Raw genomic sequence first — 24,798 nt, 5'->3', positions numbered from 1 at the left:
GACATCACAAACCCGTGTTCATGTGCCCGTGCGTTACTTCCGCCGCATCTTCAACAGGTAGATATCCATGATCCAGCCATGTTCGGCGCGGGCTTTCGCCCGGGTCTCAAGGATATTCTGCGCAACCTCATCCAGCGGGCCACTGATCAGAACCTCTTCTTTCATACCCACATAGGCGCCCCACCAGATGTCATAATCTGCCAAATCAAGGGTTTGGAACGAGCATTCGCCGTCCAGCATCACAGCGACGTTCGAGGCCGCATCAGGCCAGCCTTCATCCCGGATACGACGACCGGTTGTGACAACGTAGGGCGCGCCCAGATCATTGATCGGGATCGCATGGGCGGCGGTCAGCGCCTGCAAGGCGGTGATGCCGGGGATAACCTTGGTATTGGGTTGCGGGTTCAACCGGGCAGCGATGCGCAGTGAGCTGTCATAGAGGGACGGATCCCCCCAAATCAGCAGCGCGACATGCTGCGCCTCTGGATGCGCGGCAATGGCCGCTTGCCAGCGCAGGGCGATGGTGTCGTGCCATTCATCGACACCGCGCAGGTAGCCATCGTCGGCCTGGCGCTGGGGAATATCGAAATAGGCAATCTGCGGCGGCGTTTCGGCGACACGCTCGATGATCGCTTCACGCAGCCCGGCCAGATCAGCCTTGTTTTCCCCCTTGCGTGGAATCAGGATCAAATCCGCCGCCCGGATCGCCTGCGCGCCCTGAAACGTTACATGATCCGGATTGCCGGTACCGATACCGATCAAGCTCAGATCAATCATCGTCGAACTCCGCCAGCGGACCATAAAGGATCAGCGCCGGTGCTTTGCCAATCTCGGTTCTCAGCTGCTCTGCCAGCGCGCCAATCGTGGCGCGTTGCAGCTTTTGGTCGGGGGTCGAGACGGATTCGGCCATAAGCGCCGGAGTATCCAACGGCAATCCTTGCGTGTGCAGGGCTTCGACCAGCAGGGGAAAGGTGCGCTTGCCCATGAAAACGACGGTCGTGGCCTGTGGATCGGCCAGCGCCTTGAGGTTCAGGTCGTCGGGCAACTCACCACTGACGTCATGGCCGGTCACGAACTGGACCCGCCGGGCCGTGAGCCTGCGCGTCAATGGAATGCCTGCGGCCGCTGCCGCTGCCACTGCTGAGGGGACGCCGGGAATAATCTCATAGGCGATTCCGGCTGTGCGCAGGGCGACAAGCTCTTCCTCAAGCCGTCCGAACATACCGCCGTCGCCTGATTTCAGGCGCACCACATGCTGACCGGACTGCGCGTAATCCACCAACAACCGGCTGACATGGTCCTGCTTGGGGGACGGACGACCGGCCCGCTTTCCGACGCCAACCAGATCCGCATCGTCGCGCGCATGGCTCAGGATCGGGCCGCTGCTGAGATCGTCGAACAGGATCGCATCGGCCTTTTGCATCCGGTCCACCGCCTTGAGTGTCAGCAGTTCCGGATCACCGGGGCCAGAGCCGATGAAAGAAACAAAGCCGCTCATGCCGACGCCTCCGCAATCAGGTGAAAGAACGTGCCAGTGACATTGCCACGCAGTGATCCGGTTTGCGGACCTTCTTCCCCTTCGGCGTCAAACACGCGTGCCAATGGGGCGTCCGGTTGATCCACGATCGAGGAATAGTGGAACTCGTGCCCGCGCAAGGCTGCGCCTTTGGCAAAGCCGGGCATGGGGGCCAACAACTCGGCTTTTCTGTAGCCAAGATTGAACTTGCGCTTCTGGTAGGATGTGACGAGCCCCAGCAAGCCGGCCATTTCATGTTGCACGCCGTCCTTGTCGATCAGCGCCTGACCAAGTGCCATGTAGCCGCCGCATTCTCCGTGCACCGGCTTTGTTTCCGCATGTTTTCGCAAACCACTCAGGAAGGTGGTGGCCGCTGCCAATGTTCCGGCGTGCAATTCGGGGTACCCGCCGGGCAGCCAGACCAGATCGGCATCCGCCGCCGGAGGTTCGTTCGCCAAGGGGGAAAAAGGCAAGATCTCGGCACCCGCATCGTGCCACCCCTGCAAAAGGTGGGGGTAGGTAAAGGAAAAGGCGGCATCGCGGGCCAGCGCGATCCGCTGGGCGGGGGGGCGCGGCAGCGCGGCTGACGATGGCCCGCCGGGGCCTGAGGAAGCCGCCCGCTTGATTGCGTCAAGGTCCACATGTTCTCGCAAGAACGCGGCATAACCTACAATGGCGCTTTCCAGATCGGGATGTTCGACCGCCTGAATAAGTCCCAGATGCCGCTCGGGCAGGGTCAAATCACCACGCCGGGGCAGGACGCCCAGAACAGGCAGGCCCGCGCGCTCCATCCCCAGACGGGTCAGGCGTTCATGGCGGGGGCTGGCGCATCGGTTCAGGATCACTCCGGCAAAGGGCAGGTCAGGATTGTACATCCTGAACCCCAGCGCCGTTGCCGCCGCTGATTGTGCCTGCCCGCCCACATCCAACACAAGCACAACGGGCCAGCCCATGCGCAGGGCGGTCTCGGCGCTTGAACCGTGTCCAACTTCGCCGGGCTTTGCGACACCGTCGAACAAACCCATCGAGCCCTCGGCCACCACAATGTCAGCGCCTTCAGCCTGAGCGGAAATAGCGCTGAACAGGGGATCCGTCATTGCCCAGCTGTCCAGATTGAACGAAGCCCGCCCGGCAGCCGCCCGGTGAAAGGCGGGATCGATATAATCCGGCCCGCTTTTAAAGGGTTGCACGGTCAGGCCATCTTCGGCCAGCGCGCGCAAAAGGCCCAGCATGACCGTCGTCTTGCCGGTACCCGAAGATGGTGCTGAAATCAGAATACCCGGAGGGTTAGTCATCACCATGGCTCCAGCTTGACCAAGGGCTGTCGGCACTTTGCGGGCGATAGCGGCGGTCGTAATCTCTGGAATAAAGACAGCTTTCGTCAAATCCCTCACCGGCCAGCGCGGGGCCGACCATGATCAAAGCGGTGCGCGAGATGCTTTCGTCCAGCGACCCTTTCAGGGTTTCCAGCGTTGCGCGGATGATCTTTTCATCCGGCCAGCTTGCGCGATACACAACGGCCACCGGACAATCGGCGCCATAAGCCGGGATCAGGTCTGCGATAACCTTGTCCAGATTGCCGATTGACAGATGAATAGCCAAAGTCGCGCCGGTACGGGCAAAATTCACCAGCGTTTCACCTTCGGGCATGGATGACGCGCGCCCCGGCGTCCGGGTCAGAACCACCGATTGCGCCAGTCCCGGCAGGGTCAGTTCGGCGCCCAGGGCCGCTGCGGCGGCGGCAAAGGATGGTACGCCAGGGGTCACACTGACCGGAATGCCCATTTCTTTAAGGCGGCGGATCTGTTCGCCCATCGCCGACCAGACTGACAAATCGCCCGAATGCAGCCGCGCCACATCCTGACCCGCTTTATGCGCGACTTCGATCTCGGCCATGATCTGGTCCAGATCCATGGGCGCAGTGTTGATGATTTTTGCGTCTTTGGGGCAGTGGCTCAGAATTTCCTCGGGCACCAGTGATCCGGCATATAGGCACACAGGGCACGAGGCGATGATGTCGCGCCCGCGCAATGTCAACAGGTCTGCAGCGCCCGGTCCGGCGCCGATGAAATGAACGGTCATGTTTGTCCTCCGATGGCGATGGCGCAGGTGGCCAGCCGGTCGTCCGAAATGTGTCTGGGTGAAAGCAGCCGCGCGCCGGACCCGGCGGCGGCAAGGGCCGATGCTTCGGCAACGCTGCCGGTGCCATAAGTGGCGCGGCTGCGGTTAGAGCATGTCAGGGTGCGTTGTCCGGCCAAATCGGCAGCCGCCACGAAATGCAGCGGAAGAGCAAGGCTTTCCGCAAAGGCCACCAGCGCAGAGTGGCCGCTTTTGTCGGCAACCGTCGCCAGAGCTTGGACATCATGGCTGGCCGCTGCCGCGTCATAGGCGGCGCGCAAACTGTCTGTCGTCGCGTCTGATGAAAAGCCCAAACCTGCCACGATCATAGCGTCACGCTCCACTGTACGACTGGATAGGCAGCCTTCCAGCCGCGCCGCGGTCCGAGCGGTGCAGAATGTGCCAGTTCGATCCGCAAAAGGTCTCCGCCCAGGTCTTCGTGCCATCGCGCCAACAGGGCTTCGCTTTCCAGCGTTACCGCATTGGCGACCAACCGGGTGCCAGCGGGCAAGGCATCGCGAAGCCACGCCAGCAGGCTAGTGCTGAGCCCACCGCCGATGAAAACCACGTCCGGCAGGGGCAATCCGGCCAGCGCTTCGGGTGCGGTACCGTGGACAACTTGTAACCGATCCTGCCCCAGCGCGTCGGCATTGCGACGAATGCGTTCGGCCCTGTCGGCACGGGGTTCGATACTGGTGGCGGTCATGGTCGGGTCGCACATCAGCCATTCGATGCTGATCGAGCCGGTGCCACCGCCAATGTCCCACAGATGCTCACCTCTCTGTGGCGCCAATGCGGACAGGGTCAGCGCCCGGATCGGGCGTTTGGTGATCTGGCCGTCGGTTTCAAAAAGATCATCTGGCCTGCCCGAGGCCTTGGACAGTCCCCGCCCAGTGCCGGTCACTTCCAACCCGACGCAGACGGGATGATCGAAGGTTCCCAGCAAAGCTTCGGTCAGGCTCACTGTCTGGACGCTTTCACGCGGGCCGCCGAGGGCCTGCATCACATGCAACGCGCTGTCGGCAAATCCGGTTTCGCTAAGATATGTCGCCAGTTCAGCAACTGCCTTGCCGTCACGCAATAGCACAATGGCATGAAGTCCCGGGGCCAGATGCGGCCGCAATCGGGTCAAAGGCGCAGCGTGCAGGCCAAAGGTCAGCGTGCTTTCCAAAGGCCAGCCCAGCCGCGCGGCGGCCAGCGAAAATGTAGACTGGCCGGGCAGGGCGGTCCACTCTTTGGCATCAAAGTTACGCGCGATGACGGACCCCGCGCCAAACCAGAACGGATCACCTGACGCCAGAACCACCGTCTGCCGTCCGCGCAGGCCTTTCAGGATCGGCAATCCGTCCGAGAACGGCACCGGCCATTCGACCCGCTCAGCCTCGTTTTCCGGCAGCAGCGACAGGTGACGAGGCGGCCCCATGATCACTTCGGCCCGGTCCAGCACTTGACGGCTTGCAGGCGACAGGCCATCAAGCCCATCTTCGCCCAATCCCAAAACGGTCAGCCACGGAGATTCAGACATGCCCAACCTCCTGATTCTTGGCGGCACGACCGAGGCCAACGCTCTGGCCAAAGCTGTTGCGGAACAGGGGATTGCGGCTGTGTATTCTTATGCGGGACGGGTGGAAACCCCGCGTCCGCAGCCGTTGCCGGTGCGAGTTGGCGGGTTTGGCGGCCCGGAAGGTCTGGCCCACTACATCCGTGAAAACGCGATCACCCATGTCGTGGATGCGACCCATCCATTTGCGGCGCAGATGAGCCGGAACGCGATTGAGGCATGTCACACAACTCAGGTTCCACTGGCCGCCTTGACCCGCGCGGCGTGGAAGCTGCAACCCGGCGATGTCTGGCACCGCGTGCCCGATATCACTGCCGCCGTCGATGCGCTTGCAGGTGATCCGCAGCGTGTGTTCCTGGCTGTCGGGCGTATGCATCTTGAAGACTTTGCAGCCCAGCCCCAGCATCACTACCTGCTGCGTCTGGTGGACGAGCCTGACAGCGTGCCTTTTCCTTTGGCGCAGGTTGTCGTGGCCCGGGGTCCTTTTGCAGAAGCCGATGACTGCGCATTGATGCAGCAACACAGGACGCAACTTGTAGTGTCCAAGAACGCGGGCGGCTTGGGCGCGCGCGCCAAGCTGGACGCAGCGCGGGCGCTGGGCCTGCCAGTGCTTATGATCGAGCGCCCTGTTCTGCCAAAGCGGACCGAGCTTTCGACTGTCGCACAGGTGCTGGACTGGGTGTCTCATCCCTGATCCTCGACCGGGGTGAAGCGTGGCGTATAGACGATCGGCGTGCCTTTGCGTTCGATGACCCGGGTGCGCGACGAACCGACAATAACCACGGTTTGCATATCCGCCATCTCGGGCGTGGCCTCGGCCAGAGTAGAAACCCGGATCACCTCATCCGCTCGTGACACGGCGCGCGCAAACAGGATCACCCGCTCGGGCTCGCATTCTTCGCGTAGGATTTCCAGTGTCTTTACAAAGCCTTCCGGGCGAGACTTCGAGCGGGGATTATAGAAGGCCATCGAAAAATCGGCTTGCGCAGCCAAGCGCAAGCGTTTTTCGATCAGCGTCCAAGGCTTTAGGTTGTCGCTAAGGTTGATGGCGCAGAAATCATGCCCCATCGGAGCGCCCGCGCGGGCAGATGCGGCCAGCATCGCGGTGATCCCCGGCAGCACATCTATCTGAATGTCACGCCATTCTGTTGGGCCATTCTCCAACGCTTCGAACACAGCGGCAGCCATTGCAAACACACCGGGATCGCCCGAGGACACAACAACCACCCGCCTGCCTTCGACGGCCATTTGCAGCGCGTGTTGCGAGCGGTCGATTTCAACCCGGTTATCACTGGCGTGCAGGGTCAGGCCGGGTCGGTCGGCCACGCGGGCTACATAAGGGATGTAGCCCACCACATCGGTGGCGTCGGCCAAAGCCGCTGTAACCTCGGGGGTGACCAGCGCCTCGTCCCCCGGACCAAGGCCTGCGATCTTGACCCATCCGCTCATGGTCGGCGCCCCTGACCATGAACAACGATGATCGAGAAATACGGGGTAATCTTCTCGCAGGCCTCAGACAATTTTGTCACCGTCTGATTCGGCATTTGCGCGTATTCGACAATCCATGCGCGGTCATACAGACCAGAGGTTTTCAGCGCGCGTTTCACCTTGTCGATGTTCCGCCCGATTTTCATCACGACCAAAGCATCTGTCTGCGCCATGCGTTCAGCCAGAACTTTCTCGGGCAGGGTGCCGACCAGCACGGTCAGCACATCATCGCCCCATGTGATCGGATCGCCCGTGGCCGTCCACGCACCGGACATGCCGGTGATGGCTGGCACAACCTCGACCGGAGCTTCGTCACGCAACCGATTGTAAAGATGCATGAACGAGCCGTAGAAAAACGGATCGCCCTCACACAGGACCACCACATCCTCGCCCTGTTCCGACAGCGTCTTAAGGTGCGCTGTGCACTCTTCATAGAATGCGGCCAGCAACTCGTTATAACGCGGATCGGTGACCGGGATCTCGGTGGTCACAGGGTATTCCATCGGGAATTCAATCGCGCCTTCGGGGATCATCCCGTTGACGATTTTGCGGGCCTGACCGCTGCGACCCGGTTTGCGAAAGAATGCCACATGCTTGGCGTTGCGCAGCAGGCGATCAGCCCGGACGCTCATCAGATCCGGATCGCCGGGGCCAAGGCCCACACCGTATATGGTGCCCATCTTCATTCTGCCCGGCTTGCAATGGCGTTGATGGCCGCCACGGTGATGGCGCTGCCGCCCAGACGACCTTTGACAATGCAGGACGGCACCGGTTGCGCCTGCCATAGCGCATCTTTGGATTCCATCGCTCCGACAAATCCGACCGGGCAGCCGATGATCGCAGCAGGGCGCGGGCAATCCGGGTCTTCCAGCATGTTCAGCAAGTGAAACAGCGCGGTGGGCGCGTTTCCAATGGCGACCAGAGCACCTTCCAGATGCGGACGCCAGAATTCCAGCGCAGCGGCAGAACGGGTGTTGCTCATCTTGGTGGCCAGAGGGCGCACGCGTTCGTCATGGAGGGTGCAGATCACCTGGTTGTCGGCAGGCAGACGGAAGCGGGTCACACCTTCGCTGACCATGCGCGCGTCACACAGGATCGCCGCGCCGTTTTCCAGCGCCGTGCGTGCGGCCTGCACAAATCCGGGTGAGAAATGTACAAACTCCTCCAGCCCGACCATGCCGGCGGCGTGGATCATCCGAACGGCGACCTGCTCTTCATCGGTATCAAAGCGGGCCAGATCAGCCTCGGACCGGATGGTGGCAAAGCTTTCCTTGTAGATCGCCGCGCCATCAGTTTCGTATGTATAGGGCATCAGGTGAAGTCCATAGTCATGAGTGTTTCCGGGTCGAGCCCGCGTTGGCTGGGCTCATCCCCCGCGCGGCCCTGTTTGACAAGATCAAATCGCCCGTTGTTGCCGACCACTGTGATCTCGGCCGGGCCCATATGGGCGCACCCCTTGGCGCAGCCCGAGACATGCAGACGACCGTGAATGCGTCGAGCCAATGCACGGGCGATGTCGCGGGTTTCCACCTGCGCTTGCGGGCAGAACGGCGCGCCGGGGCAGGCGTCGGTTGTCATCATCGGATCGGCTCCGTCCATGACGAAATCCGGGGAGGGTATCGCCGCCCCGCCTTCCAGCAGGATCAGCCGCCACGGTGTGACACGCAAGGCAGAAGCGCCGCTGGCTTCGATCAGTTCACAAAGCTTGTGCGCAGGCAGCGAGCCGAAAGCCGCGCCGTAGAGAGCACCCAGTTCACAGGGGCCGGGTTGCAGTTTTTCACCGAAAGGACCGGGGGCAAATCCCTGCCATTCCTGTGGCAACGCGTGGGTGACCCGCGCCATGCGACGTGTCTCGGCCGTGTAAGTCTCAGAAAACCACAGGGCCAATGCGATCACGTTGTCAATGGCGTTATCCTCGGTCACAGACCGCCCGGTTTTGCAGCCGTCGGCGCGCAGGATCGGACCGCCGGCACCCAGCTCCAGACGAATATCTGCAGAATCCGAGGCCAACAGGCGCTTCGGGCCTGTATCTATGGCAAAACCAAACTTAGCGGGCAGAGCAGGCAATTCGGCCAGTCGATCAATCAACTCCTGTGTCAGCCGCGCGGTCAAATCGCCCGCCTGATAGAGCGGTGTAACCAGAATATTGCGGCGTACTTCGATGCCGGGTTCCGCATCAAGCAAGTTCAGCGCTGCAAGTTCCACAAGCAACGGCTGGTGGTCGCGCTCATCCACGCCGCGCAGTTGCAGGTTGGCACGATTGGTCAGGTCGATGGTGCCATTGCCGAACCGTTCAGCCAGTTCGCACAAACCAATAGCCTGCCTGGCGTTCAGTCGCGCCAGACGCGGACGGACCCGCACGACCAGCCCGTCGCCTGACATCATCGGACGATGCGCGCCGGGACACCAGCCTTGAACGATAGGTGCACTCATCCCAAACCCTCCAAATCGGCCCGGATCGAATTCCGGCGTGTGTTCCAAAGCCCCGCTTCCAGCAATGCACGGAACCTGTCTTGCATGGCCTGATGGGCCTTCGGGTTGACCTCTTGCAGAAAGGCATCAACGGCCTCATTGCCCAATGTGGCTTCGTGGTAGAGATCAAACAGATGCGGAGCGACGGTTCCGGACAGATGCGCAAAAGAGGCCATGTGATCCAGCGTCGCAGCAATCTCGGCGGCGCCGCGAAAACCATGGCGCTGCATCCCCGCAATCCAGCCGGGGTTGGCAGCGCGGGCATGAACGACGCGGCTGATTTCTTCCGGCAGAGTCCGGGCGCGCGGATTATCTGGGTTGGTGTTGTCCAGATGGTAAAGCTGAGCGGTGCCCCCAGCGACCTTTTTGGCGGCGGCAAAACCGGCTTCATGCGTGGCATAGTCGTTGGCCAGCAGCAGGTCAGTTTCCGTCAGATCCTGGAGGTGAACAAAACTGTCGGCATTGGCGACACGATCCGTGATTCCCGCTTTGTCCTGCGCGATGTGTTCACCTTCCAGCGCGTACGAACTGGCCTCAAGCCATGCCTCCCCGGCTTGGGCGCGCGCCTCGTCCGTATAGGTCTCGGACAGATGGGTCATGTTCAGGCCGTAACTGCCGGGTGCCGGGCCAAACACCCGCGTAGCCGGGGCGTGACCGGCATAGGGGTTCCAGTCGGTCGCTTCATCACGCTCTGACAAAGCCCGAACCGCCTGACCATAAAGGGCTGACAATGTGGGGAACACATCGCGAAACAAGCCCGAAACCCGCAGGGTGACGTCCAGACGCGGGCGGCTCAGGTCGGTGATGGGTAAAACTTCGATACCCGAAACCCGCTCGGATCCCTTGTCCCAAACCGGCTTTACACCCAGCAGGTGCAGGGCCATGGCGAATTCTTCGCCCGCAGTGCGCATGGTGGCCGATCCCCACAGATCGACAATCAGCCCTTTCGGGTAATCACCTTCCTCCTGCAAGTGCCGCCGTACCAGTTCCTCGGCCAGTTTCACGCCTTGCGTGTAAGCTGCGCGGGTGGGCACAGATCGCGGATCGGTGGTGTAAAGGTTTCGCCCGGTCGGCAGCACGTCAAAGCGGCCCCGATAGGGCGAGCCGGACGGGCCAGCCTCGATCCGCTTGCCAGCCAACGCATTGATCAGTGCCTTGCGTTCGGCATGGGCGGATGGGGCTGGGTCGAAACTGCCGATCACATCCGGAACACGCCCATAGACGTGCAGCCCGTCGCCAAACTGGCTTTCTTTGATATCGCAGACAAAGCGGTCGATGCGCGTGATTGCTTCCGCGGTGCTGGTGGCCTGGTTCAGGCCCAGATCGTGCTCCAGCCCAATGGCTTGCGCCTCATCCCGGATATCTTCCTGCAACCGGTCACGGCGTCTGGGGTCAAGGCCGTCCGCGTTTGAGAACTCGTCCAGCAGGGCTTCCAGTCGCACCATCCGGTCAGGCGTTCCGCTTTCTTTCATGGGGGGCGGGATGTGGCCCAGGGTCACCGCGCCGATCCGGCGCTTGGCCTGCGCGGCCTCACCTGGGTCGTTGACGATGAACGGGTAGATCACCGGCAGGTCACGGATCAGCGCCTCGGGCCAGCAGTCTGCTGATAGGGCGACCGATTTGCCGGGCAGCCATTCCAGTGTGCCATGCGCACCGATATGGATCAGCGCGTCCGCGCCAAGACCTTTGCGCAGCCACAAATAGAAGGCGACATAGCTATGGCGCGGGGTACGCGAAAGGTCGTGATAGTCGTCATCACGCAGTTCGGGTGTTCCGCGCTCTGGTTGCAGTGCGACCAGCGCCTTGCCGCGTCGCAAAGCCGTGAAGTGAAACGCACCCTGAGTGAAAGTTGGGTCTTGCTCAGGATTGCCCCATACGGTGTGCAGATCGGTGCGCAGGGTTTGGGGCAATTCAGCGAGTGCGCTCAGATAATCCTCAAGCGGCCACGATATCCGGGCGTCCAAGAGTGCGTCGGCAACCGGATCGCCAGCCGCGATGTCGTAGCCTTCACCGCAAAGATCAGACAGCATCGCCTCAGCCGAGGCCAGCGCGTCGAGACCAACCGCATGGGCCATTTGCCAGTCTTTGCCGGGATATGTGGACAGTACCAACGCGGGGATCTGGTCTGCCTTGGGTTTGTCATTCAGGGCAAGCCAGCCCGATACCCGATCGATGATCGCCTCGATCCGGTCCGACTCGGCCCGATGCGCAAAACGCGAGTATTCCAAATGCGGATCGCGCTTGCCCGGTTCTTTGAAAGAGACAACGCCTGCCGATATTCGCCCGTCCACTTCGGGCAATACCACATGCATGGCGAGGTCGGCGGGTGACAGGCCGCGTTCGGCCTCCGCCCAGGCCTTGCGTCGCGAGGTGGCGAGAGCGACCTGAAACACCGGCACATCCGCTGCGTCCAGAGGCGACGTGCCGGACGCGCCCTTGCCCGAGAATGAAGTGGCGTTGATGATCGCCGACGGTCGCAAGGCGACGACCTGTTCCCTGAGCCAGTCGGCAGCGGCTGGGGTCTTGAGCGACGGGGCAAACAGACCCACCGCCTGAAGCCCGCGGGCGCGCAGGCTGCGGATCAGGGCCGCGACCGGGGCGGTGTCTGCGGATGTCAGATACGCGCGATAAAAGGTGACAAGGATGCGTTTCGTATCGCTCTGGAATGCGGAACCCACCGGGACGACACCCTGATCTGGACACCACGCACCGCATTCGGGCAGGGTTTTCGCGCCCATCACTGGCCCGGCATAAAGCCCTGCTGCCAAGGCCATCTGGGCCAATGCGGCCTGCGCGGCGACTTCGCCGCCGGTGTCACACAGATGTGCCAGCCGCCTCAGGGTCGAGAGGGGCAGGGTCGAATACTCATCCAACCGAGTGTCTTCACGCCCATCCGCCGGTAAAACGGCTAACGCGATGCCTTTGGCTTGCGCCAGTGCCAGAACCTGTTGCAGCCCGTAAGACCAATAGGGCACGCCACCTATCAGACGGATCAGGATGCCCTTTGCGCCCTCAAGTGTCTGTTCGACATAGGTATCGACGGACAGAGGGTGCTTCAGCGCCGCAAGATTGGCCAGCCGCATCGTGGGCATCCGCCCCTCAGGCCCGCCGCCGCGATGCCAGCCCGCCGCGAAAGCGCCCAGGTCACTGTCGGAAAAGGACAGCACAACCAGATCACCCGGGCTTTGGCCCAGATCGGTTGGGGTCTCGGTTTCCTCGAGCCCGTGGCTTTCGCGAAAGACGACGTGCATGACTTACTCGGCAACCTCGGTCACACCCACGAGGATATCACGGATTTCGGCTTCTTTGATGTCGTCATGCTCGGCAATGACGACCAGGCGCGAGCGGCGCTCTTCACCGGGCTCCCACGGGCGGTCGTATTGGTGACGAACTCGCGCGCCGACAGCCTGAACCAGCAGGCGCATCGGTTTGCCAGCGACGGCGGCATAGCCTTTGACGCGCAGGATATTCAGCTCAGTCGCAAGACGTTCGATTCTGGCTACCAGTTCCGCAGGGTCGGTCTGTTCCGGCAACTCGACGATGATGCTCTCGAAATCGTCATGCTCATGATCGTGATGGCCATCGTGATGTGACGGGCGCGCGTCCATGTCATCTTCGACGGCAGCCTCAAGGCCAAGCACGACACGTACGTCGACGACACCCTCGGCGACCTCGACAACGGGAAGCGGCCGCGGTGCCTCGGCGGCGATGATCTGTTTGGCTTTCGCGACACCTTCGGGACCTGCTAGATCGGGCTTGGTCAGCAGGATGATATCCGCGCACGAGATTTGATCTTCGAACACCTCGGACAAGGGTGTTTCGTGATCGATCGAGTCATCAGCCAGCCGTTGGGCATCCACCGCTTCAACGTTCGGAGCAAAGCGACCGGCGGCCACAGCCTCGGCATCGGCCAGCGCAATCACGCCATCAACGGTGATTTTCGAACGGATATCAGGCCAATCAAATGCTTTCAGCAGCGGTTTGGGTAGTGCAAGGCCGGATGTTTCGATCAGGATGTGATCCGGGCGCGGTTCCAGCGCCATCAGCGCCTCGATGGTCGGGATGAAGTCATCGGCCACGGTGCAGCAAATGCAGCCGTTTGCCAGTTCCATGATGTTTTCCGCAGGGCAATCCGGTATCGCGCAGGATTTCAGAATGTCGCCATCAACACCCACATCGCCAAACTCGTTAACAACAATCGCAAGACGCTTTCCCTGCGGGTTCTGCATCAGATGGCGCACCAGCGTGGTTTTGCCCGAGCCCAGAAAGCCGGTGATCACGGTGACGGGAAGTTTTTCTAGGTTCGACATGATCTCAGCCTCCAATCGGGGGAATGCGCGAGGCGCAGTTTTTGCGGAAATGTTCAGGACGGTCGCGCCACTTCACCAGACCATCGTCTGTGGCCAGATACTTGGTCACACCATCGATGATGACATCGACGTGATCGACTTCGTTCAGGTTCTCGTAAACAAAGGTCCAGCGATCCGGCCCGCCCCGAAGAACGATGGAACAGCCCTGATCGCAGTTCGAAAGGCATTCGACAGGTTTCAGAATGATGCCATCTGGCAGGGCAGCCTGTTCCAAGGCCTTGTGCAACAATGTGCCGGGACGCTCAGCATCATCCTCGAAGGGCAGACCCCGGCGGCAAGTCGTGCAGACCAGTAATTCTACCGGTGCGGTCTCGGTCATGTCTCTCATCCCCCCAAATCCTCTTCGCGGGGGACGGGGTTTCATGCGGGCACCACGTCTGCACATGGACCCGACACCGGAACACCCCGCCCGGTTTCAACTTCGGGTGTTGGCAGGTCTCCCGGCTTGCGGATGCCAGAGCGGTTGCTCTGTCGGATGTCCCGCCTTCCCGGCACAGGCCAGTGGCATTGGGCATCCTCTCCGGTCACGGTCGCGGGGGCGGCTGCGTTTGGCGGATGAACCGTTGACGCATTCCCTTTTCATCGGCTGTTGCCGACACCAACGTCCGGGACATGCGGCACCGCCGACCCGCTTGTCAAGCGGTTCGCGCGCAACAAATAAGCCAAGGTGAAAAAAGCGACCTGTAGGCGTCGTTCGGCGGCATGAAGTGCGTGTTCGGTATGTGGTCGCATGACGGGAAAACGACGAACTTGGAGATGCGTCATATGAAAGTGGGATTTATCGGTCTGGGTAACGTTGGCGGCAAGCTTTCGGGATCCCTTTTGCGCAATGGCATTGACCTGACTGTGCATGACCTGAACGCAGATCTGGTGGCCGAATTTGTCGCCAAAGGCGCAAAGGCGGCAGAAGGGCCCGCCCAGCTGATGCGCGATTGCGATGCGGTGATCACCTGTCTGCCGTCTCCGGCAGCATCGGACGCAGTCATGAAGGAGATGTTGCCCGAAGTGGGCCCCGGCAAGATCTGGATGGAGATGTCGACCACAGACGAAGCCGAAGTCAAACGCCTCGGTGCCGAAGTCATTTCACGCGGCGGTGCAGCTGTGGATTGCCCGGTTTCTGGCGGGTGCCACCGTGCCGCGACGGGCAATATCTCGATCTTTGCGGGCTGTGACCGGGAAACGTTTGAACGAATTCTGCCGTTCCTGACGACAATGGGCCGCCGGGTTTTGCACACCGGCGAGCTGGGCTCGGCCTCGGTGCTGAAAGTGATGACCAACTATCTTGCCACTGCCAACCTGATTACCTGCGCCGAAGCACTGGTTACAGCAAAGGCTGCGGGGATGGATCTGAACACGACCTATGAGGCGATCAAAATCTCGTCCGGCACATCCTTCGTGCACGAAACCGAAAGTCAGGTCATCCTGAACGGGTCGCGCGATATTTCCTTCACCATGGATCTGGTGAAGAAGGATATCGGTTTGTTTCAGGAGGTCGCCGACCGCGCCGGGGTGCCGCTGGAAATAAACCCGGTGATGATCAACATCTTTAACGATGGTATCGCACGATATGGCGAACGCGAGCTTTCACCAAATATTATCAAACGGCTGGAAGAGGCAACCGGCCTGGATATCACCGCCCCGGGCTTTCCAGCCGAAATGACGGATGATGAACCGGAAGAGCCGGGATACGAGGTTGTGCCACAAGGGCGCGCCTGAGGGTAGGGCAAACACCAGACTACATCGCGCCCCGTGAACGAGCAGGGGTAGGCAGGTGTTCCGAAAAAACACGCCATATCTGGCCCGCAGTTCGACAGAATCGCGGGCCATGAACGTCTGAAAATACCAAGCGTCACACGCGCATACTGCGGGGCCAAGTCAGCGATTTGGATGTAGTTGGAGGCGAGTACCGGAATCGAACCGGTGTACACGGATTTGCAATCCGCTGCGTCACCACTCCGCCAACTCGCCTTTTCAAGTAAAATCAAATACTTGCTGTGGTGTGACTGGGTTTTTAACAGCTTTCCTCTGGGGCGTCCAGTGGATTGCGCGCGAAATTGCCGGCAAGATCGAAATTTGCCGAAGTCCACGCCCAAGGAGTTGATCAAGATTCAGGTTGCGGCAACAGGGGCGTTGCTGGAAGGTTCAGGATATGGCACAAGCCGGACATCTTTGGGAATGAGACGAGATATCCAATGACTGACTTCGCAGCCCGGCGCCGCACAATGGTTGATACACAGATCCGCCCCTCTGACGTCACCAAGTTCCCGATCATTGAGGCGATGCTGAGTGTTCCGCGGGAAAGCTTCGTGCCCGATTCTCAACGCGAGGCGGCCTATGTGGACGGCCTGATTGATCTGGGGGACGGGCGCAGCATGTTGGAGCCGCGGACCCTGGCTAAAATGCTGGACGCGCTGAACATATCCAAGGATGAGATGGTCCTCGATATCGCTCCGGCAATGGGGTATTCCACGGCTGTCACCGCGCGGATGGCTGAGTTGGTTGTGGGTGTTGAATGCGACGAAACCCTTGCAGCCGAGGCGCAAAACCTCTTGGCCGAAGCTGACGTGCACAACGCCATCATCCACGTTGGCGCGCTGGAACAGGGTGTGGCGGAACACGGCCCCTATGATGCGATCATGGTGCAGGGCGGTGTCGAGCAGGTGCCCGATGCCCTGTTGGATCAGCTCAAGGACCACGGTCGGATCGTGTGTCTGTTTGTCAAGGGCAACCTGGGTACCGTGCGGATCGGTCGAAAAACCGGTGGTCGCGTCAGTTGGCGTGATGTGTTCAATGCCAATGCGCCGGTTCTGGAAGGTTTTTCGGCAGAGTGTGCATTTTCGCTATAGTCCGCCGATAGATTTTTCTATCGCCTTGATTAGTTGAAAAGAAGGCCGCAAACTGCCTGTAGGGCAGTGTAATTTCGTTTGAGAGGATTTTGGTATGCGTGGTTCGGCGACAGGTAAGCTGGTCAGGGCGTTTGCTGTGACCGCAGGACTTGCCATGAGCGTGATGCCAGGGCGTGCAGCGTGGGCAGACAACATAACGGATGCGTTCATCGGTGCGTATAACACCAGTGGTTTGCTTGAGCAGAACCGGGCGTTGCTGCGCGCGGCGGATGAAGATGTGGCCATTGCGCTTTCTGCGTTGCGGCCAATCATCAACTGGACCGTGCAGGTCAGCCAGGATTACACCCGTTCGCGGGTCAATAACGTCGTGACGACAAACGAGCCGTCGCGGTTCTTTTCGGGCCTGACGCTGAGCCAGCTTTTATATGATGGCGGCGCGTCGGTGCTGGGCAAGCAGTCGGCGCAGGAAACGGTACTATCGACCCGGCAAACCCTGATCGATATCGAACAACAGGTTCTTATCCGCGCAGCAAATGCCTATCTGGGCGTCCTGTTGCAGGAAGAGACCGTGGCGATCCGCCAGAACAACGTGGATGTGTCAGCAGAGGAACTTAGGGCGTCGAATGACCGCTTCGAAGTGGGCGAAGTAACCCGGACGGATGTCGCATTGTCCGAAGCACAGCTGGCAAGCTCTCAGGCGGATCTGGCAGTGGCACGCGGTGAATTGAGCATTGCGCAAGCCGAATACGTGAATGCAGTCGGAAAGGCACCGGGGCGAACGGCTGGTCAGCCGAGCCTGCCCAATCTGCCGCGTTCCGAAGCAGAAGCTGTGAATCTGGCGCAACGCAACCACCCGGCCATTCTATCGGCTCAGCATCAGGTCAGGGCGTTTGATCTGGTCGTGCAGCAACAGCGGGCAAACCTTGGGCCGAATGTCAGCCTGAATGCCGATGCTGGCGTGTCCGAGCGCTATGACAACAATGACTATGTGAACGACGCGACCGTGTCGCTGAACTTCACACAACCTATCTACGCGGGTGGCCGGTTGGCGGCAAATGTCCGCCGCGCAATGGCCAGCCGGGATGCCTCGCGTGCGAATCTGCTGAACGTTCAAAAGAACATCACGCAGGGTGTTACCGACCGGTATGCGGCGTTTCAGGCGGCCAGCGCCAGTCTGAGGGCGTCAACCGAGCGCGTTAACGCCTCGCAGGTGGCGTTTGATGGCATCCGGGAAGAGGCAACTCTGGGCGCGCGAACAACTCTGGATGTATTGAATGCACAACAGGATTTGCTGGATGCACAGCTGGCAGAAGTCGCTTCGCGCACCGAACGGTCGCGGGCTGCCTATCAGTTGTTGCAGGCGCAGGGCCTTCTGACAGCCGAGCGTCTTGGGCTGGCGGTGCAAATCTATGATCCGACTTTGTATTACAATCTGGTCAAGAATGCGCCGGCACAGGTCAGTAAGCAAAGCAAGGATCTGGATCGCGTTCTCAAAGCATTGCGCCGGGACTGATCGCCAATACTATCTGTTGTGAGGCGCGGATTGTTTGGCTACACTCGATCCAAGGATAGAGCGGTAGAGAACAATGTCTGATAATGTCGTGAAAGCAGGGATCGAAGACGTTCTGTCTTCGGTCAAACGTCTGGTCAGTGAAGACAGTCGTGATAAAACCGTCTCGGATCAAACGACTAAAGCACGAAAGCCGGGGCGGCTGGTGCTTACTGATGCTTTGCGGATCAGCACACCAGATCAATTGGGGGTGATTCCCGCTAAAGCTGTGTCGGAACCCGAAGTTTCAGATGCCGCCAAGCCCATGTTGTTGCGCACCTGTGACATCGTTCAGACGGGTCAACCTGCGAACGCTGACCAGGACAAGCCAGAAACAGCCGAGACGAAACACGCCCCGTCGGATGATGCAACAAACAGCCTGAGTGCAAAGATCGAAGCGCTGGAAGCGGCAATTGCGCAAACAGAAGATCAGTGGGAACCGGACGGTGACAGCCAGGATGCGTATTCGGGCACACCGTCACACGCGCTGCCATGGGATGTCGAAGAAGAATTTGCCGCTGCGATGTCGATTGATGCTGCCGGTGGTGACGAACCAGAGGCGGTTCAGCAGGCCGAAGACGCATCTTGTCAGGCGGAATTCATCCGGTCGTCTCAGGCTGTTGTGTCTGATGCTGATGCCGAAGAACCTGGTTCCGACGAAAATGTCAGGACGATCGACATGGATGAAGACGCTCTGCGCACCCTGATCGCAGAGGTTGTCCGCGCCGAGCTGCAAGGAACGATGGGTGAGCGGATTACACGAAATGTGCGCAAGATGGTCAGGCGAGAGATCGCCCGCGCTCTTGCGGCTCAGGATCTGGAGTAACTCTCAGCCACGGTGCGGGGGCTGCGCGAGGCTGAGCAGCAGGTCAAGGTCCATGTGGCGCTCCAGATGATCGGCCAGATCGTCCAGCGCTTGCTCGACGCCGTCCTCATAGGACAGGTCCGAGGTCACGCCTATCGTTGACAAATACCGCGCCCGGAATGCGTCGGACGAAAAGATACCGTGCAGATAACTTCCCTTGATCCGCCCGTTTGCGCTGGCCGCGCCTTCAGGGCGGCCTTCGACCTCAAGCCATGCATTGGTGCAATCCGGCCCGTCTGTATGGCCCATGTGGATTTCGTATCCGGTGACTGGCTCTCGGTCCGGCAACGCATGGGCCGTACGCAGGACAACTTGCTTTTGTCCTCCCATGACTGTGTCCACATCCAGCAACCCCAACCCGTCGACCTTACCCGGTCGACCGTCTACGCCATCGGGGTCGGAAATGGTCTTGCCCAGCATCTGAAAGCCACCGCAAAGACCCAGCACATGCCCGCCGCGCCGGACATGACCAAACAGGTCGATGTCCCAGCCTTGTGCACGGAAATAGGCCAGATCTCCGATGGTTGACTTGCTGCCCGGTAGCAAAACCAGATCGGCATCGCCCGGCAAAGGGTGTCCGGCCGGAATGATCTCGACGCTCACTCCGGGTTCGGCAGACAAGGGATCAAGGTCGTCGAAATTCGCCATCCGTTCAAGTTGTGGCACAACAACCTTGCATGTGCCGCCTGTGTGAGAACGGATGTCCATCATATCTTCGGCCGGAAGCTTCCAGGCGTCTTGAAACCATGGCACAACCCCCAGACAGGGCCATCCCGTTCGAGAGGCGATATCATCGCGCCCTTCGTCAAAAAGGGATACATCCCCCTTGAACCGATTGACGGCAAAGCCCTGAATTCGAGCAAGATCGCCGTCATCCAGAACCGCCTGAGTGCCAACAATTTGTGCAATCACACCGCCGCGGTGAATGTCGCCGACAAGTATCACCGGAATATTCGCAGCGCAGGCAAAACCCATATTGGCGATGTCACCCTTGCGCAGGTTTGTTTCGGCCGGGCTGCCCGCCCCTTCGATCAGAACCAGATCCGCGTCGCTGCACAATCGGTCAAAGCTTTCCAATGCGGCGCTTAGCAGTCTGGATTTATCCTTGCGGTAATCACCGGCTTTCATGGTGCCCGCGCGCTGCCCCTGAACAATGATCTGCGCGCCGGTATCTGTTTCGGGTTTCAGCAATACAGGGTTCATATCGGTATGTGTCGCCCGCCTTGCCGCCCGTGCCTGAAGGGCCTGCGCGCGACCGATTTCCCCACCGTTTTCCGTAACAGCAGCATTGTTCGACATGTTCTGCGGCTTGAAGGGCGCAACCCGAAGACCTCGCCGTGTGAAAGCTCGCGCAAGCCCTGCCACCAGAACGGATTTTCCGACATTGCTGCCGGTACCTTGAATCATGATGGCGCGAACCATGGATTGTCTCCTACCTGTCAAGGCGCAGATGACCTGATTTGGGCGGGCAGGGGAAGCCCCGAACTCACCCTGACGCCCGGGATAGTGGTGGGATACGCATAGAAAAACGCGCTCTGATGGCAGAGCGCGTTTTTTCTGAGTTGAAACAGCCTTGGATCAGGCAGCTTCAGCCTGCTGAGCGGCATTGCGACGCTCGCTTTCTTCACGCGACAGCGCGACCGAGGTCCGCACGCCACGGCCAACGAACTCCATCAGTCCGCTGACAACCCGCTCGTTCGGGTCGATTCCCGCGCAAGACAGCACTTCGCGTCCATCGCGCGAGCGCGCCCAACGGGCGATTTGTTCCGGGCCATTGCCATACTTCTTGTCATCGGCAATGGCGTCATCGAGTGCGGCCAACACAACGGCCGCGAAAAGTTTGCGAGCACGATTGCCTTGTTCGTTGTTAAAGGCAGTGCCGTCAACGAAATCTCTCATCTCGTCTTCCTTGTTTTTCTTGCTCTTGCAATTTTCGGCGTGACGGTCCTTATGACCGATAAAGTGCGATTCGGATACAGCTAATATGCATAGTTGCGTTGCGTCACTTGCATATCTCGCTGCACGTGCAGCACTAGGTTTGGTTGTCTTGTCAGGTATGTTCCCGCCAGATATAGGAGGCGCAACTGACGCATCAACCGTTTGTGAAGGAATTATGTAATGCCCAAGATAAATGGGAACGAAATTCGCCCCGGCAATGTGCTTGAGCATAACGACGGCCTTTGGGCCGCGGTCAAGGTTGACCATGTGAAGCCCGGAAAAGGCGGCGCTTTCGCGCAGGTCGAGCTGCGCAACCTGCGCAATGGTTCGAAACTGAACGAACGGTTCCGCTCGGCTGACAAGGTTGAGCGTGTGCGCCTTGAACAGAAGGATCAGCAGTTCTTGTATGAAACCGATGGCATGCTGGTCTTCATGGATGCCGAAACATACGAACAGATTGAATTGCCAGCGGATTTGCTGGGCGAGCGTCGTCCGTTCCTTCAGGATGGCATGACGATTGTTGTCGAATTCTACGAAAGTGAAGCGCTGAACGCGACGCTGCCGCAGAAAGTGACCTGCAAGATTGTCGAAACTGAGCCGGTCGTAAAAGGTCAGACCGCCGCGAACTCGTTCAAGCCTGCAATTCTGGACAATGGCGTGAAAGTCATGGTGCCGCCGTTCATCGGTCAGGATGAAATGATCATCGTGAACACCGAAACGATGGAATACTCCGAACGCGCGTGACGTTTCGTCGCTTTTAGTGTCAGACCGCGCAAGCAGCCGCTGCGCGGTCTTTTTTATGCACTGTTGCGGTACCGGTAATGCGCGGGGTCCGGGCCGAATAGTTCTAGCATCAGCTCGTATTTGATGCGGTTGGCACTGACTTGTCTGTAAAAGGCGATCAGGAACGCGGTCGGGCCCTGTATCCGGCCAAGCCCGCTGGTCGCGGCCACCACCGTGCCGACGTCGGTCTTACCTTGCAGCACCAGATAACCGCCCAACATCAGAATACCCACGGTTCCGGCGCCGTTGATTACGCTCAGGAGAAACTTGGCCGAAAGCTTCCAAAGAAACATGCGCCGCCTTGTGTCATAGATGTCGTCGAACAGGGCATTGATATCCCGCTCGACGGCATCGATATCCTCGGTGGTCAGCCTATCAGTGGCGCTGCGCAAAAGGCGGACGCGTTCGGCGACAAACGTGTTCACTTTGCGTTGCGACACCAGAACGATAATGATCTGCGGCACAATCATGGAAAACGCGATAAGGCCAAGGCCTGGCTGCGTTGAGGATATGTACCCGATCACGCTGACCAGCGTTCCAACCTGAACCACCGGGTCCGAGAACGCGCCCCCTGCGAACTTGCCCAGCTCCTCAGCCTCGGCTGAGATGGCGGTCGTCATGGTACCTTTGCGCAGATTTTCACCCGTTTCCTTCAGGTCGGTAGCACGCCACAGCAAGCGTTGCCGGATCAGCCGGATCATGTCTTCGCCCAATGTACCCGCGCGAAAACCCAGAACCCATTTCAGGGCGAGGCTTAGCAGGATGACAATCATCATGCCGATGCCCAGCAGAACCAGCTTTTCGACATGAAGATCGTTGGACGTAAGGTGGTTGACAATATCGCGTTGAAATTCAAGCGGAACCGCGGCAAGCGCAGCAATGGCAATGGATAACAGAATGAGGACAATCTGCCGTCCGGCGCTGGCGCGCCAAATCGCGGAGTAAAGCTGAAACATGCGGGTATCCGTGTTGCCCCTGTGCCGACACATTGGCAGGGCTGGGTAACGGGTTCAAACTTTACGAGATAAACGGCGGATAAGGCCGTGCCGATTTGGCAACAAGTTACGCTTGATCCGTCAAGCGAACCACGACGTCTCCGGCCATCATGTCTGCATTCGCACGGTCAAAGCGCAGATACGCGATTCCTTGGCCGCCTGATTGCGTGAACAGGGTGCCGACGGGTTTGCCGTTTGCGGTAATCTCAGTCCCCGCCGGAACCGATCCTTCGACAAAGACCCGCCGCAAGCCTTTGCGCAACTCGGTCTTGTGTTTCATGCGCGCAGTCACTTCCTGACCGACATAGCAACCCTTTTTGAAATCCACACCATTCAGCGCCTCGAACCCGGATTCGAGGATATAGCTGTCTGGCGTAAGTTCGACCCCAGCCTCGGGGATGCAGTGTCGAACGCGCAGCGCGTCCCAGTCGGTTCCGTCATCGCCATCTGGGGCTGTCGAATAGTCACGCCAACCCATATCCGCGTGACGGGGGTCGGGCAGGGCGGTGTCCGGTGCTGGACCTGTGCCGCGCTGCAGATGCAGATCCGTGCCTTCGATCACCACATCCGCACGGAGTTTGTACATGTTCAGGCGCTTGATCAGGTCATCTGCAAGTGGCTCGGCCACGTCCAGCAGCACCCCAACGTCATCGCGTTTCAGAAAGAAATCTGCCAGATACTTGCCCTGTGGTGTAAGCAGTGCGGCATAGACCAACCCATTGCCCAATCCCTGAACGTCATTGGTTACAAGATCCTGCAAAAAGTTTTCGGTGTCCGAGCCAGTCAGGCGCAGGATGCGGCGGGTGGGCATGGCTTGGTCCTCGTCATTGCCTTTGGCCTCGTGATATAGGAAGTCTCGCAGCCAAGACCAGAGGTTATCGGACGTGCCCGCACCCGTCACTGTAGTGATTCCAACCTTGAATGCCGCCGATTCCTTGCCTGCGTGCCTTGAAGCCCTGATGGAAGGGGTGCATTCCGGGCTGATCCGGGACCTGATCGTCAGCGATGCAGGCTCAACAGACCAGACGTTGAGAATAGCAGAAGATGTTGGCGCGCATGTCATTAGAGGTGAGCCATCGCGCGGCGGTCAATTGCGCCGGGGGTGCGCGCATGCTGATGGAGACTGGCTTCTGATCCTTCATGCAGATACCGTGTTGCAAGAGGGATGGGCCAAGAGCGTAAGCGCCCATCTGCCATCCAACGCACCAGCGGCGTTTCGGTTGGCTTTTCGCGCGCGTGGGCTTGCGCCAGCCTGGGTGGCCGGATGGGCCAATTTGCGCAGCAGGCTGTTCGGTTTACCGTACGGAGATCAGGGGTTGCTGGTTCAGCGTAATGTCTATCTGGCGGCTGGCGGGTATCCGGACCAACCCTTGATGGAAGATGTGGCGCTGGTGCGCGTATTGCCACGGATCGCAATACTCGAGTCGCGCGCCTTTACGAGCGCGGAGCGCTACGAACAGGCAGGTTGGTTTCGGCGGGGCACGCGGAACTTGTGGACACTTCTGCGCTATTTTCTGGGAGTTGATCCACAGGTGTTGGCGCGGGGCTATCGGCGTTGAGCTTCGTACGTAACTCGACCAAAGATTTTCCCAATCGAAATGGGGCCGCAAAGCTAACAAGACAAAGCGCCACGATTTGCAGCACCAGAATATGGGCGTTGGCCTGCAGGTATTCCCATTCGTTTTTCAACTTGCCGACCTGCTCGATCAGGTCGTCATAGCTTTGTGCCAGGATCTGATAATCTCCGGCAATCGCGGGTACCTTACGGCGCATGTTGTCGATGGCCACCTGAGTTTTGTCGTCCAGAGACGTGAAAACGAGGAACTGGTCGATATCGAAAGCATCAGCTTTTGCCGTCATATCCCGCAGCTCGTCCATTTCATCTTTGCCCTGACTTCCGAACAGGAAGTGCAGGCCCTGCAGGGGGGCCACTTCGTTGGTTACGGCGATGAACAGGGGCAATTCCGAGTTGCTGGCAGTTGATGCCGACAGGAATTCAACCTTGTCGCAAAGCACTGCCGTATCAGGATCGTAAGCAGGGTCGCAGAAACGCAGACGAAACCGTGCGGCATCCCGGTCGAATGCCAATGTTGCGGCGTAGGCCACATCAATCTGGCGATCCAGTCGCGAACTGTCCGACGTGTAAAGCCCCGCCAGAACAGCCACCAATGCGCCGATGCCACCCAGCACGACCCAGACCAGATCGGCCAGTTTCCACGCCCGGTGCCCCGCTGGCTTGCGGAACAAAAAGGCGGTGCCGATCGATCCTGACAGAAAAAACAGGATTAGCAGGGGCA

At 59.7% G+C, this 24,798-nt stretch carries 24 protein-coding genes, 1 tRNA gene and 1 riboswitch; of the genes, 7 read left to right on the top strand and 18 right to left on the bottom strand.

The window, feature by feature from the left end:
* Positions 1-33 precede the first annotated feature (33 nt).
* Genes cobF through cbiE form a run of 6 tightly spaced genes read right to left on the bottom strand, consistent with a single transcriptional unit; the run spans position 34 to position 5,159 of the window.
* The gene (gene cobF / locus ACR3E2_RS07510; RefSeq protein WP_480484234.1) at positions 34-777 is read right to left on the bottom strand and encodes a precorrin-6A synthase (deacetylating); all 744 of its coding nucleotides are present in this window, start codon (positions 775-777) and stop codon (positions 34-36) included.
* A complete protein-coding gene (gene cobA / locus ACR3E2_RS07505; RefSeq protein ID WP_480484233.1) occupies positions 770-1,498 on the bottom strand; it encodes a uroporphyrinogen-III C-methyltransferase in 729 nt (242 codons plus the stop codon). The genes cobF and cobA overlap by 8 nt, the downstream gene beginning before the upstream one ends.
* On the bottom strand, positions 1,495-2,817 hold the full coding sequence (locus ACR3E2_RS07500; RefSeq protein WP_480484232.1) for a cobyrinic acid a,c-diamide synthase CobB: 1,323 nt from the start codon (positions 2,815-2,817) through the stop codon (positions 1,495-1,497). The genes cobA and ACR3E2_RS07500 overlap by 4 nt, the downstream gene beginning before the upstream one ends.
* Positions 2,804-3,598, bottom strand: a complete 795-nt coding sequence (gene cobM / locus ACR3E2_RS07495) for a precorrin-4 C(11)-methyltransferase (RefSeq protein ID WP_480484231.1) — start codon at positions 3,596-3,598, stop codon at positions 2,804-2,806. Before cobM ends, ACR3E2_RS07500 begins: the two co-directional genes overlap by 14 nt.
* The gene (locus ACR3E2_RS07490; protein ID WP_480484230.1) at positions 3,595-3,963 is read right to left on the bottom strand and encodes a cobalamin biosynthesis protein; all 369 of its coding nucleotides are present in this window, start codon (positions 3,961-3,963) and stop codon (positions 3,595-3,597) included. Before ACR3E2_RS07490 ends, cobM begins: the two co-directional genes overlap by 4 nt.
* Entirely contained in the window at positions 3,960-5,159 is a 1,200-nt protein-coding gene (gene cbiE / locus ACR3E2_RS07485; protein ID WP_480484229.1) for a precorrin-6y C5,15-methyltransferase (decarboxylating) subunit CbiE, read from the bottom strand. The genes ACR3E2_RS07490 and cbiE overlap by 4 nt, the downstream gene beginning before the upstream one ends.
* Between cbiE and ACR3E2_RS07480 the strand changes: the two genes are divergently transcribed.
* Positions 5,158-5,889 (top strand): cobalt-precorrin-6A reductase, encoded by a 732-nt coding sequence (locus ACR3E2_RS07480; RefSeq protein ID WP_480484228.1) that lies wholly within the window; start codon positions 5,158-5,160, stop codon positions 5,887-5,889. The two genes, cbiE and ACR3E2_RS07480, sit on opposite strands and share 2 nt — an antisense overlap.
* Here ACR3E2_RS07480 and cobJ read toward each other — a convergent pair.
* Genes cobJ through ACR3E2_RS07445 form a run of 7 tightly spaced genes read right to left on the bottom strand, consistent with a single transcriptional unit; the run spans position 5,880 to position 13,844 of the window.
* The gene (gene cobJ, locus ACR3E2_RS07475; protein ID WP_480484227.1) at positions 5,880-6,644 is read right to left on the bottom strand and encodes a precorrin-3B C(17)-methyltransferase; all 765 of its coding nucleotides are present in this window, start codon (positions 6,642-6,644) and stop codon (positions 5,880-5,882) included. The genes ACR3E2_RS07480 and cobJ overlap by 10 nt on opposite strands.
* Positions 6,641-7,369, bottom strand: a complete 729-nt coding sequence (locus ACR3E2_RS07470) for a precorrin-2 C(20)-methyltransferase (RefSeq protein WP_480484226.1) — start codon at positions 7,367-7,369, stop codon at positions 6,641-6,643. The genes cobJ and ACR3E2_RS07470 overlap by 4 nt, the downstream gene beginning before the upstream one ends.
* On the bottom strand, positions 7,366-7,995 hold the full coding sequence (locus ACR3E2_RS07465) for a precorrin-8X methylmutase (protein ID WP_480484225.1): 630 nt from the start codon (positions 7,993-7,995) through the stop codon (positions 7,366-7,368). The genes ACR3E2_RS07470 and ACR3E2_RS07465 overlap by 4 nt, the downstream gene beginning before the upstream one ends.
* The gene (locus ACR3E2_RS07460; protein WP_480484224.1) at positions 7,995-9,116 is read right to left on the bottom strand and encodes a cobalamin biosynthesis protein CobG; all 1,122 of its coding nucleotides are present in this window, start codon (positions 9,114-9,116) and stop codon (positions 7,995-7,997) included. The genes ACR3E2_RS07465 and ACR3E2_RS07460 overlap by 1 nt, the downstream gene beginning before the upstream one ends.
* Positions 9,113-12,406, bottom strand: coding sequence for a cobaltochelatase subunit CobN (cobN, locus tag ACR3E2_RS07455; RefSeq protein WP_480484223.1), 3,294 nt, complete (start codon positions 12,404-12,406; stop codon positions 9,113-9,115). The genes ACR3E2_RS07460 and cobN overlap by 4 nt, the downstream gene beginning before the upstream one ends.
* Positions 12,407-12,409: 3 nt before the next feature.
* Complete coding sequence (cobW, locus tag ACR3E2_RS07450; protein ID WP_480484222.1) at positions 12,410-13,465, bottom strand: cobalamin biosynthesis protein CobW; 1,056 nt, start codon at positions 13,463-13,465, stop codon at positions 12,410-12,412.
* Between the two features lie 4 nt (positions 13,466-13,469).
* Positions 13,470-13,844, bottom strand: a complete 375-nt coding sequence (locus ACR3E2_RS07445; RefSeq protein ID WP_480484221.1) for a DUF1636 family protein — start codon at positions 13,842-13,844, stop codon at positions 13,470-13,472.
* A 94-nt stretch (positions 13,845-13,938) separates the two neighbouring features.
* Positions 13,939-14,143, bottom strand: a riboswitch (cobalamin riboswitch).
* Between the two features lie 102 nt (positions 14,144-14,245).
* On the opposite strand from ACR3E2_RS07445, the gene ACR3E2_RS07440 reads away from it, so the two are divergent.
* Positions 14,246-15,241, top strand: coding sequence for an NAD(P)-dependent oxidoreductase (locus ACR3E2_RS07440; protein WP_480484275.1), 996 nt, complete (start codon positions 14,246-14,248; stop codon positions 15,239-15,241).
* Between the two features lie 178 nt (positions 15,242-15,419).
* Here ACR3E2_RS07440 and ACR3E2_RS07435 read toward each other — a convergent pair.
* Positions 15,420-15,493, bottom strand: a tRNA-Cys gene (locus ACR3E2_RS07435).
* 224 nt (positions 15,494-15,717) lie between these two features.
* Here ACR3E2_RS07435 and ACR3E2_RS07430 point away from each other — a divergent pair.
* The 3 genes from ACR3E2_RS07430 (at position 15,718) to ACR3E2_RS07420 (ending at position 18,746) form a co-directional block, all read left to right on the top strand.
* Entirely contained in the window at positions 15,718-16,371 is a 654-nt protein-coding gene (locus tag ACR3E2_RS07430) for a protein-L-isoaspartate O-methyltransferase family protein (RefSeq protein WP_480484220.1), read from the top strand.
* A gap of 94 nt (positions 16,372-16,465) precedes the next feature.
* Positions 16,466-17,884: a TolC family outer membrane protein gene (locus ACR3E2_RS07425; protein WP_209503355.1), complete on the top strand. Its 1,419-nt coding sequence runs from the start codon at positions 16,466-16,468 to the stop codon at positions 17,882-17,884.
* Between the two features lie 73 nt (positions 17,885-17,957).
* Positions 17,958-18,746, top strand: coding sequence for a hypothetical protein (locus tag ACR3E2_RS07420; RefSeq protein WP_209596939.1), 789 nt, complete (start codon positions 17,958-17,960; stop codon positions 18,744-18,746).
* Between the two features lie 3 nt (positions 18,747-18,749).
* On the opposite strand, the gene ACR3E2_RS07415 is transcribed toward ACR3E2_RS07420, so the two are convergent.
* On the bottom strand, positions 18,750-20,207 hold the full coding sequence (locus ACR3E2_RS07415) for a cobyric acid synthase (protein ID WP_480484219.1): 1,458 nt from the start codon (positions 20,205-20,207) through the stop codon (positions 18,750-18,752).
* Between the two features lie 156 nt (positions 20,208-20,363).
* On the bottom strand, positions 20,364-20,684 hold the full coding sequence (locus ACR3E2_RS07410) for a DUF6280 family protein (protein ID WP_037310273.1): 321 nt from the start codon (positions 20,682-20,684) through the stop codon (positions 20,364-20,366).
* 219 nt (positions 20,685-20,903) lie between these two features.
* On the opposite strand from ACR3E2_RS07410, the gene efp reads away from it, so the two are divergent.
* Complete coding sequence (gene efp, locus ACR3E2_RS07405; RefSeq protein ID WP_209503361.1) at positions 20,904-21,467, top strand: elongation factor P; 564 nt, start codon at positions 20,904-20,906, stop codon at positions 21,465-21,467.
* 53 nt (positions 21,468-21,520) lie between these two features.
* Here efp and ACR3E2_RS07400 read toward each other — a convergent pair whose 3' ends face one another.
* Complete coding sequence (locus tag ACR3E2_RS07400) at positions 21,521-22,462, bottom strand: ABC transporter transmembrane domain-containing protein (protein WP_480484218.1); 942 nt, start codon at positions 22,460-22,462, stop codon at positions 21,521-21,523.
* A gap of 106 nt (positions 22,463-22,568) precedes the next feature.
* Positions 22,569-23,312 (bottom strand): CAF17-like 4Fe-4S cluster assembly/insertion protein YgfZ, encoded by a 744-nt coding sequence (ygfZ, locus tag ACR3E2_RS07395; RefSeq protein ID WP_480484217.1) that lies wholly within the window; start codon positions 23,310-23,312, stop codon positions 22,569-22,571.
* 73 nt (positions 23,313-23,385) lie between these two features.
* Here ygfZ and ACR3E2_RS07390 point away from each other — a divergent pair, with 73 nt between their 5' ends.
* Complete coding sequence (locus ACR3E2_RS07390) at positions 23,386-24,060, top strand: TIGR04283 family arsenosugar biosynthesis glycosyltransferase (protein ID WP_480484216.1); 675 nt, start codon at positions 23,386-23,388, stop codon at positions 24,058-24,060.
* The last annotated feature ends 738 nt before the right edge of the window (positions 24,061-24,798 follow it).

The organism is Ruegeria sp. AL7 (assembly GCF_056536105.1).
This window is presented reverse-complemented; position numbering and strand designations above follow the sequence as displayed.

Excerpts from the sequence above, each read along its gene's own strand:
- cobN (WP_480484223.1), bottom strand. The coding sequence starts at position 12,406 with ATGCACGTCGTCTTTCGCGAAAGCCACGGGCTCGAGGAAACCGAGACC.
- ACR3E2_RS07415 (WP_480484219.1), bottom strand. The coding sequence starts at position 20,207 with ATGGTTCGCGCCATCATGATTCAAGGTACCGGCAGCAATGTCGGAAAA.
- ACR3E2_RS07430 (WP_480484220.1), top strand. The coding sequence starts at position 15,718 with ATGACTGACTTCGCAGCCCGGCGCCGCACAATGGTTGATACACAGATC.
- ACR3E2_RS07440 (WP_480484275.1), top strand. The coding sequence starts at position 14,246 with ATGTGGTCGCATGACGGGAAAACGACGAACTTGGAGATGCGTCATATG.
- efp (WP_209503361.1), top strand. The coding sequence starts at position 20,904 with ATGCCCAAGATAAATGGGAACGAAATTCGCCCCGGCAATGTGCTTGAG.
- ygfZ (WP_480484217.1), bottom strand. The coding sequence starts at position 23,312 with ATGCCCACCCGCCGCATCCTGCGCCTGACTGGCTCGGACACCGAAAAC.
- cobF (WP_480484234.1), bottom strand. The coding sequence starts at position 777 with ATGATTGATCTGAGCTTGATCGGTATCGGTACCGGCAATCCGGATCAT.
- cbiE (WP_480484229.1), bottom strand. The coding sequence starts at position 5,159 with ATGTCTGAATCTCCGTGGCTGACCGTTTTGGGATTGGGCGAAGATGGG.
- ACR3E2_RS07420 (WP_209596939.1), top strand. The coding sequence starts at position 17,958 with ATGTCTGATAATGTCGTGAAAGCAGGGATCGAAGACGTTCTGTCTTCG.
- ACR3E2_RS07500 (WP_480484232.1), bottom strand. The coding sequence starts at position 2,817 with ATGGTGATGACTAACCCTCCGGGTATTCTGATTTCAGCACCATCTTCG.
- ACR3E2_RS07490 (WP_480484230.1), bottom strand. The coding sequence starts at position 3,963 with ATGATCGTGGCAGGTTTGGGCTTTTCATCAGACGCGACGACAGACAGT.
- ACR3E2_RS07445 (WP_480484221.1), bottom strand. The coding sequence starts at position 13,844 with ATGACCGAGACCGCACCGGTAGAATTACTGGTCTGCACGACTTGCCGC.
- ACR3E2_RS07465 (WP_480484225.1), bottom strand. The coding sequence starts at position 7,995 with ATGCCCTATACATACGAAACTGATGGCGCGGCGATCTACAAGGAAAGC.
- ACR3E2_RS07470 (WP_480484226.1), bottom strand. The coding sequence starts at position 7,369 with ATGAAGATGGGCACCATATACGGTGTGGGCCTTGGCCCCGGCGATCCG.
- cobJ (WP_480484227.1), bottom strand. The coding sequence starts at position 6,644 with ATGAGCGGATGGGTCAAGATCGCAGGCCTTGGTCCGGGGGACGAGGCG.
- cobW (WP_480484222.1), bottom strand. The coding sequence starts at position 13,465 with ATGTCGAACCTAGAAAAACTTCCCGTCACCGTGATCACCGGCTTTCTG.
- cobM (WP_480484231.1), bottom strand. The coding sequence starts at position 3,598 with ATGACCGTTCATTTCATCGGCGCCGGACCGGGCGCTGCAGACCTGTTG.
- ACR3E2_RS07460 (WP_480484224.1), bottom strand. The coding sequence starts at position 9,116 with ATGAGTGCACCTATCGTTCAAGGCTGGTGTCCCGGCGCGCATCGTCCG.
- ACR3E2_RS07425 (WP_209503355.1), top strand. The coding sequence starts at position 16,466 with ATGCGTGGTTCGGCGACAGGTAAGCTGGTCAGGGCGTTTGCTGTGACC.
- ACR3E2_RS07400 (WP_480484218.1), bottom strand. The coding sequence starts at position 22,462 with ATGTTTCAGCTTTACTCCGCGATTTGGCGCGCCAGCGCCGGACGGCAG.
- ACR3E2_RS07410 (WP_037310273.1), bottom strand. The coding sequence starts at position 20,684 with ATGAGAGATTTCGTTGACGGCACTGCCTTTAACAACGAACAAGGCAAT.
- ACR3E2_RS07480 (WP_480484228.1), top strand. The coding sequence starts at position 5,158 with ATGCCCAACCTCCTGATTCTTGGCGGCACGACCGAGGCCAACGCTCTG.
- cobA (WP_480484233.1), bottom strand. The coding sequence starts at position 1,498 with ATGAGCGGCTTTGTTTCTTTCATCGGCTCTGGCCCCGGTGATCCGGAA.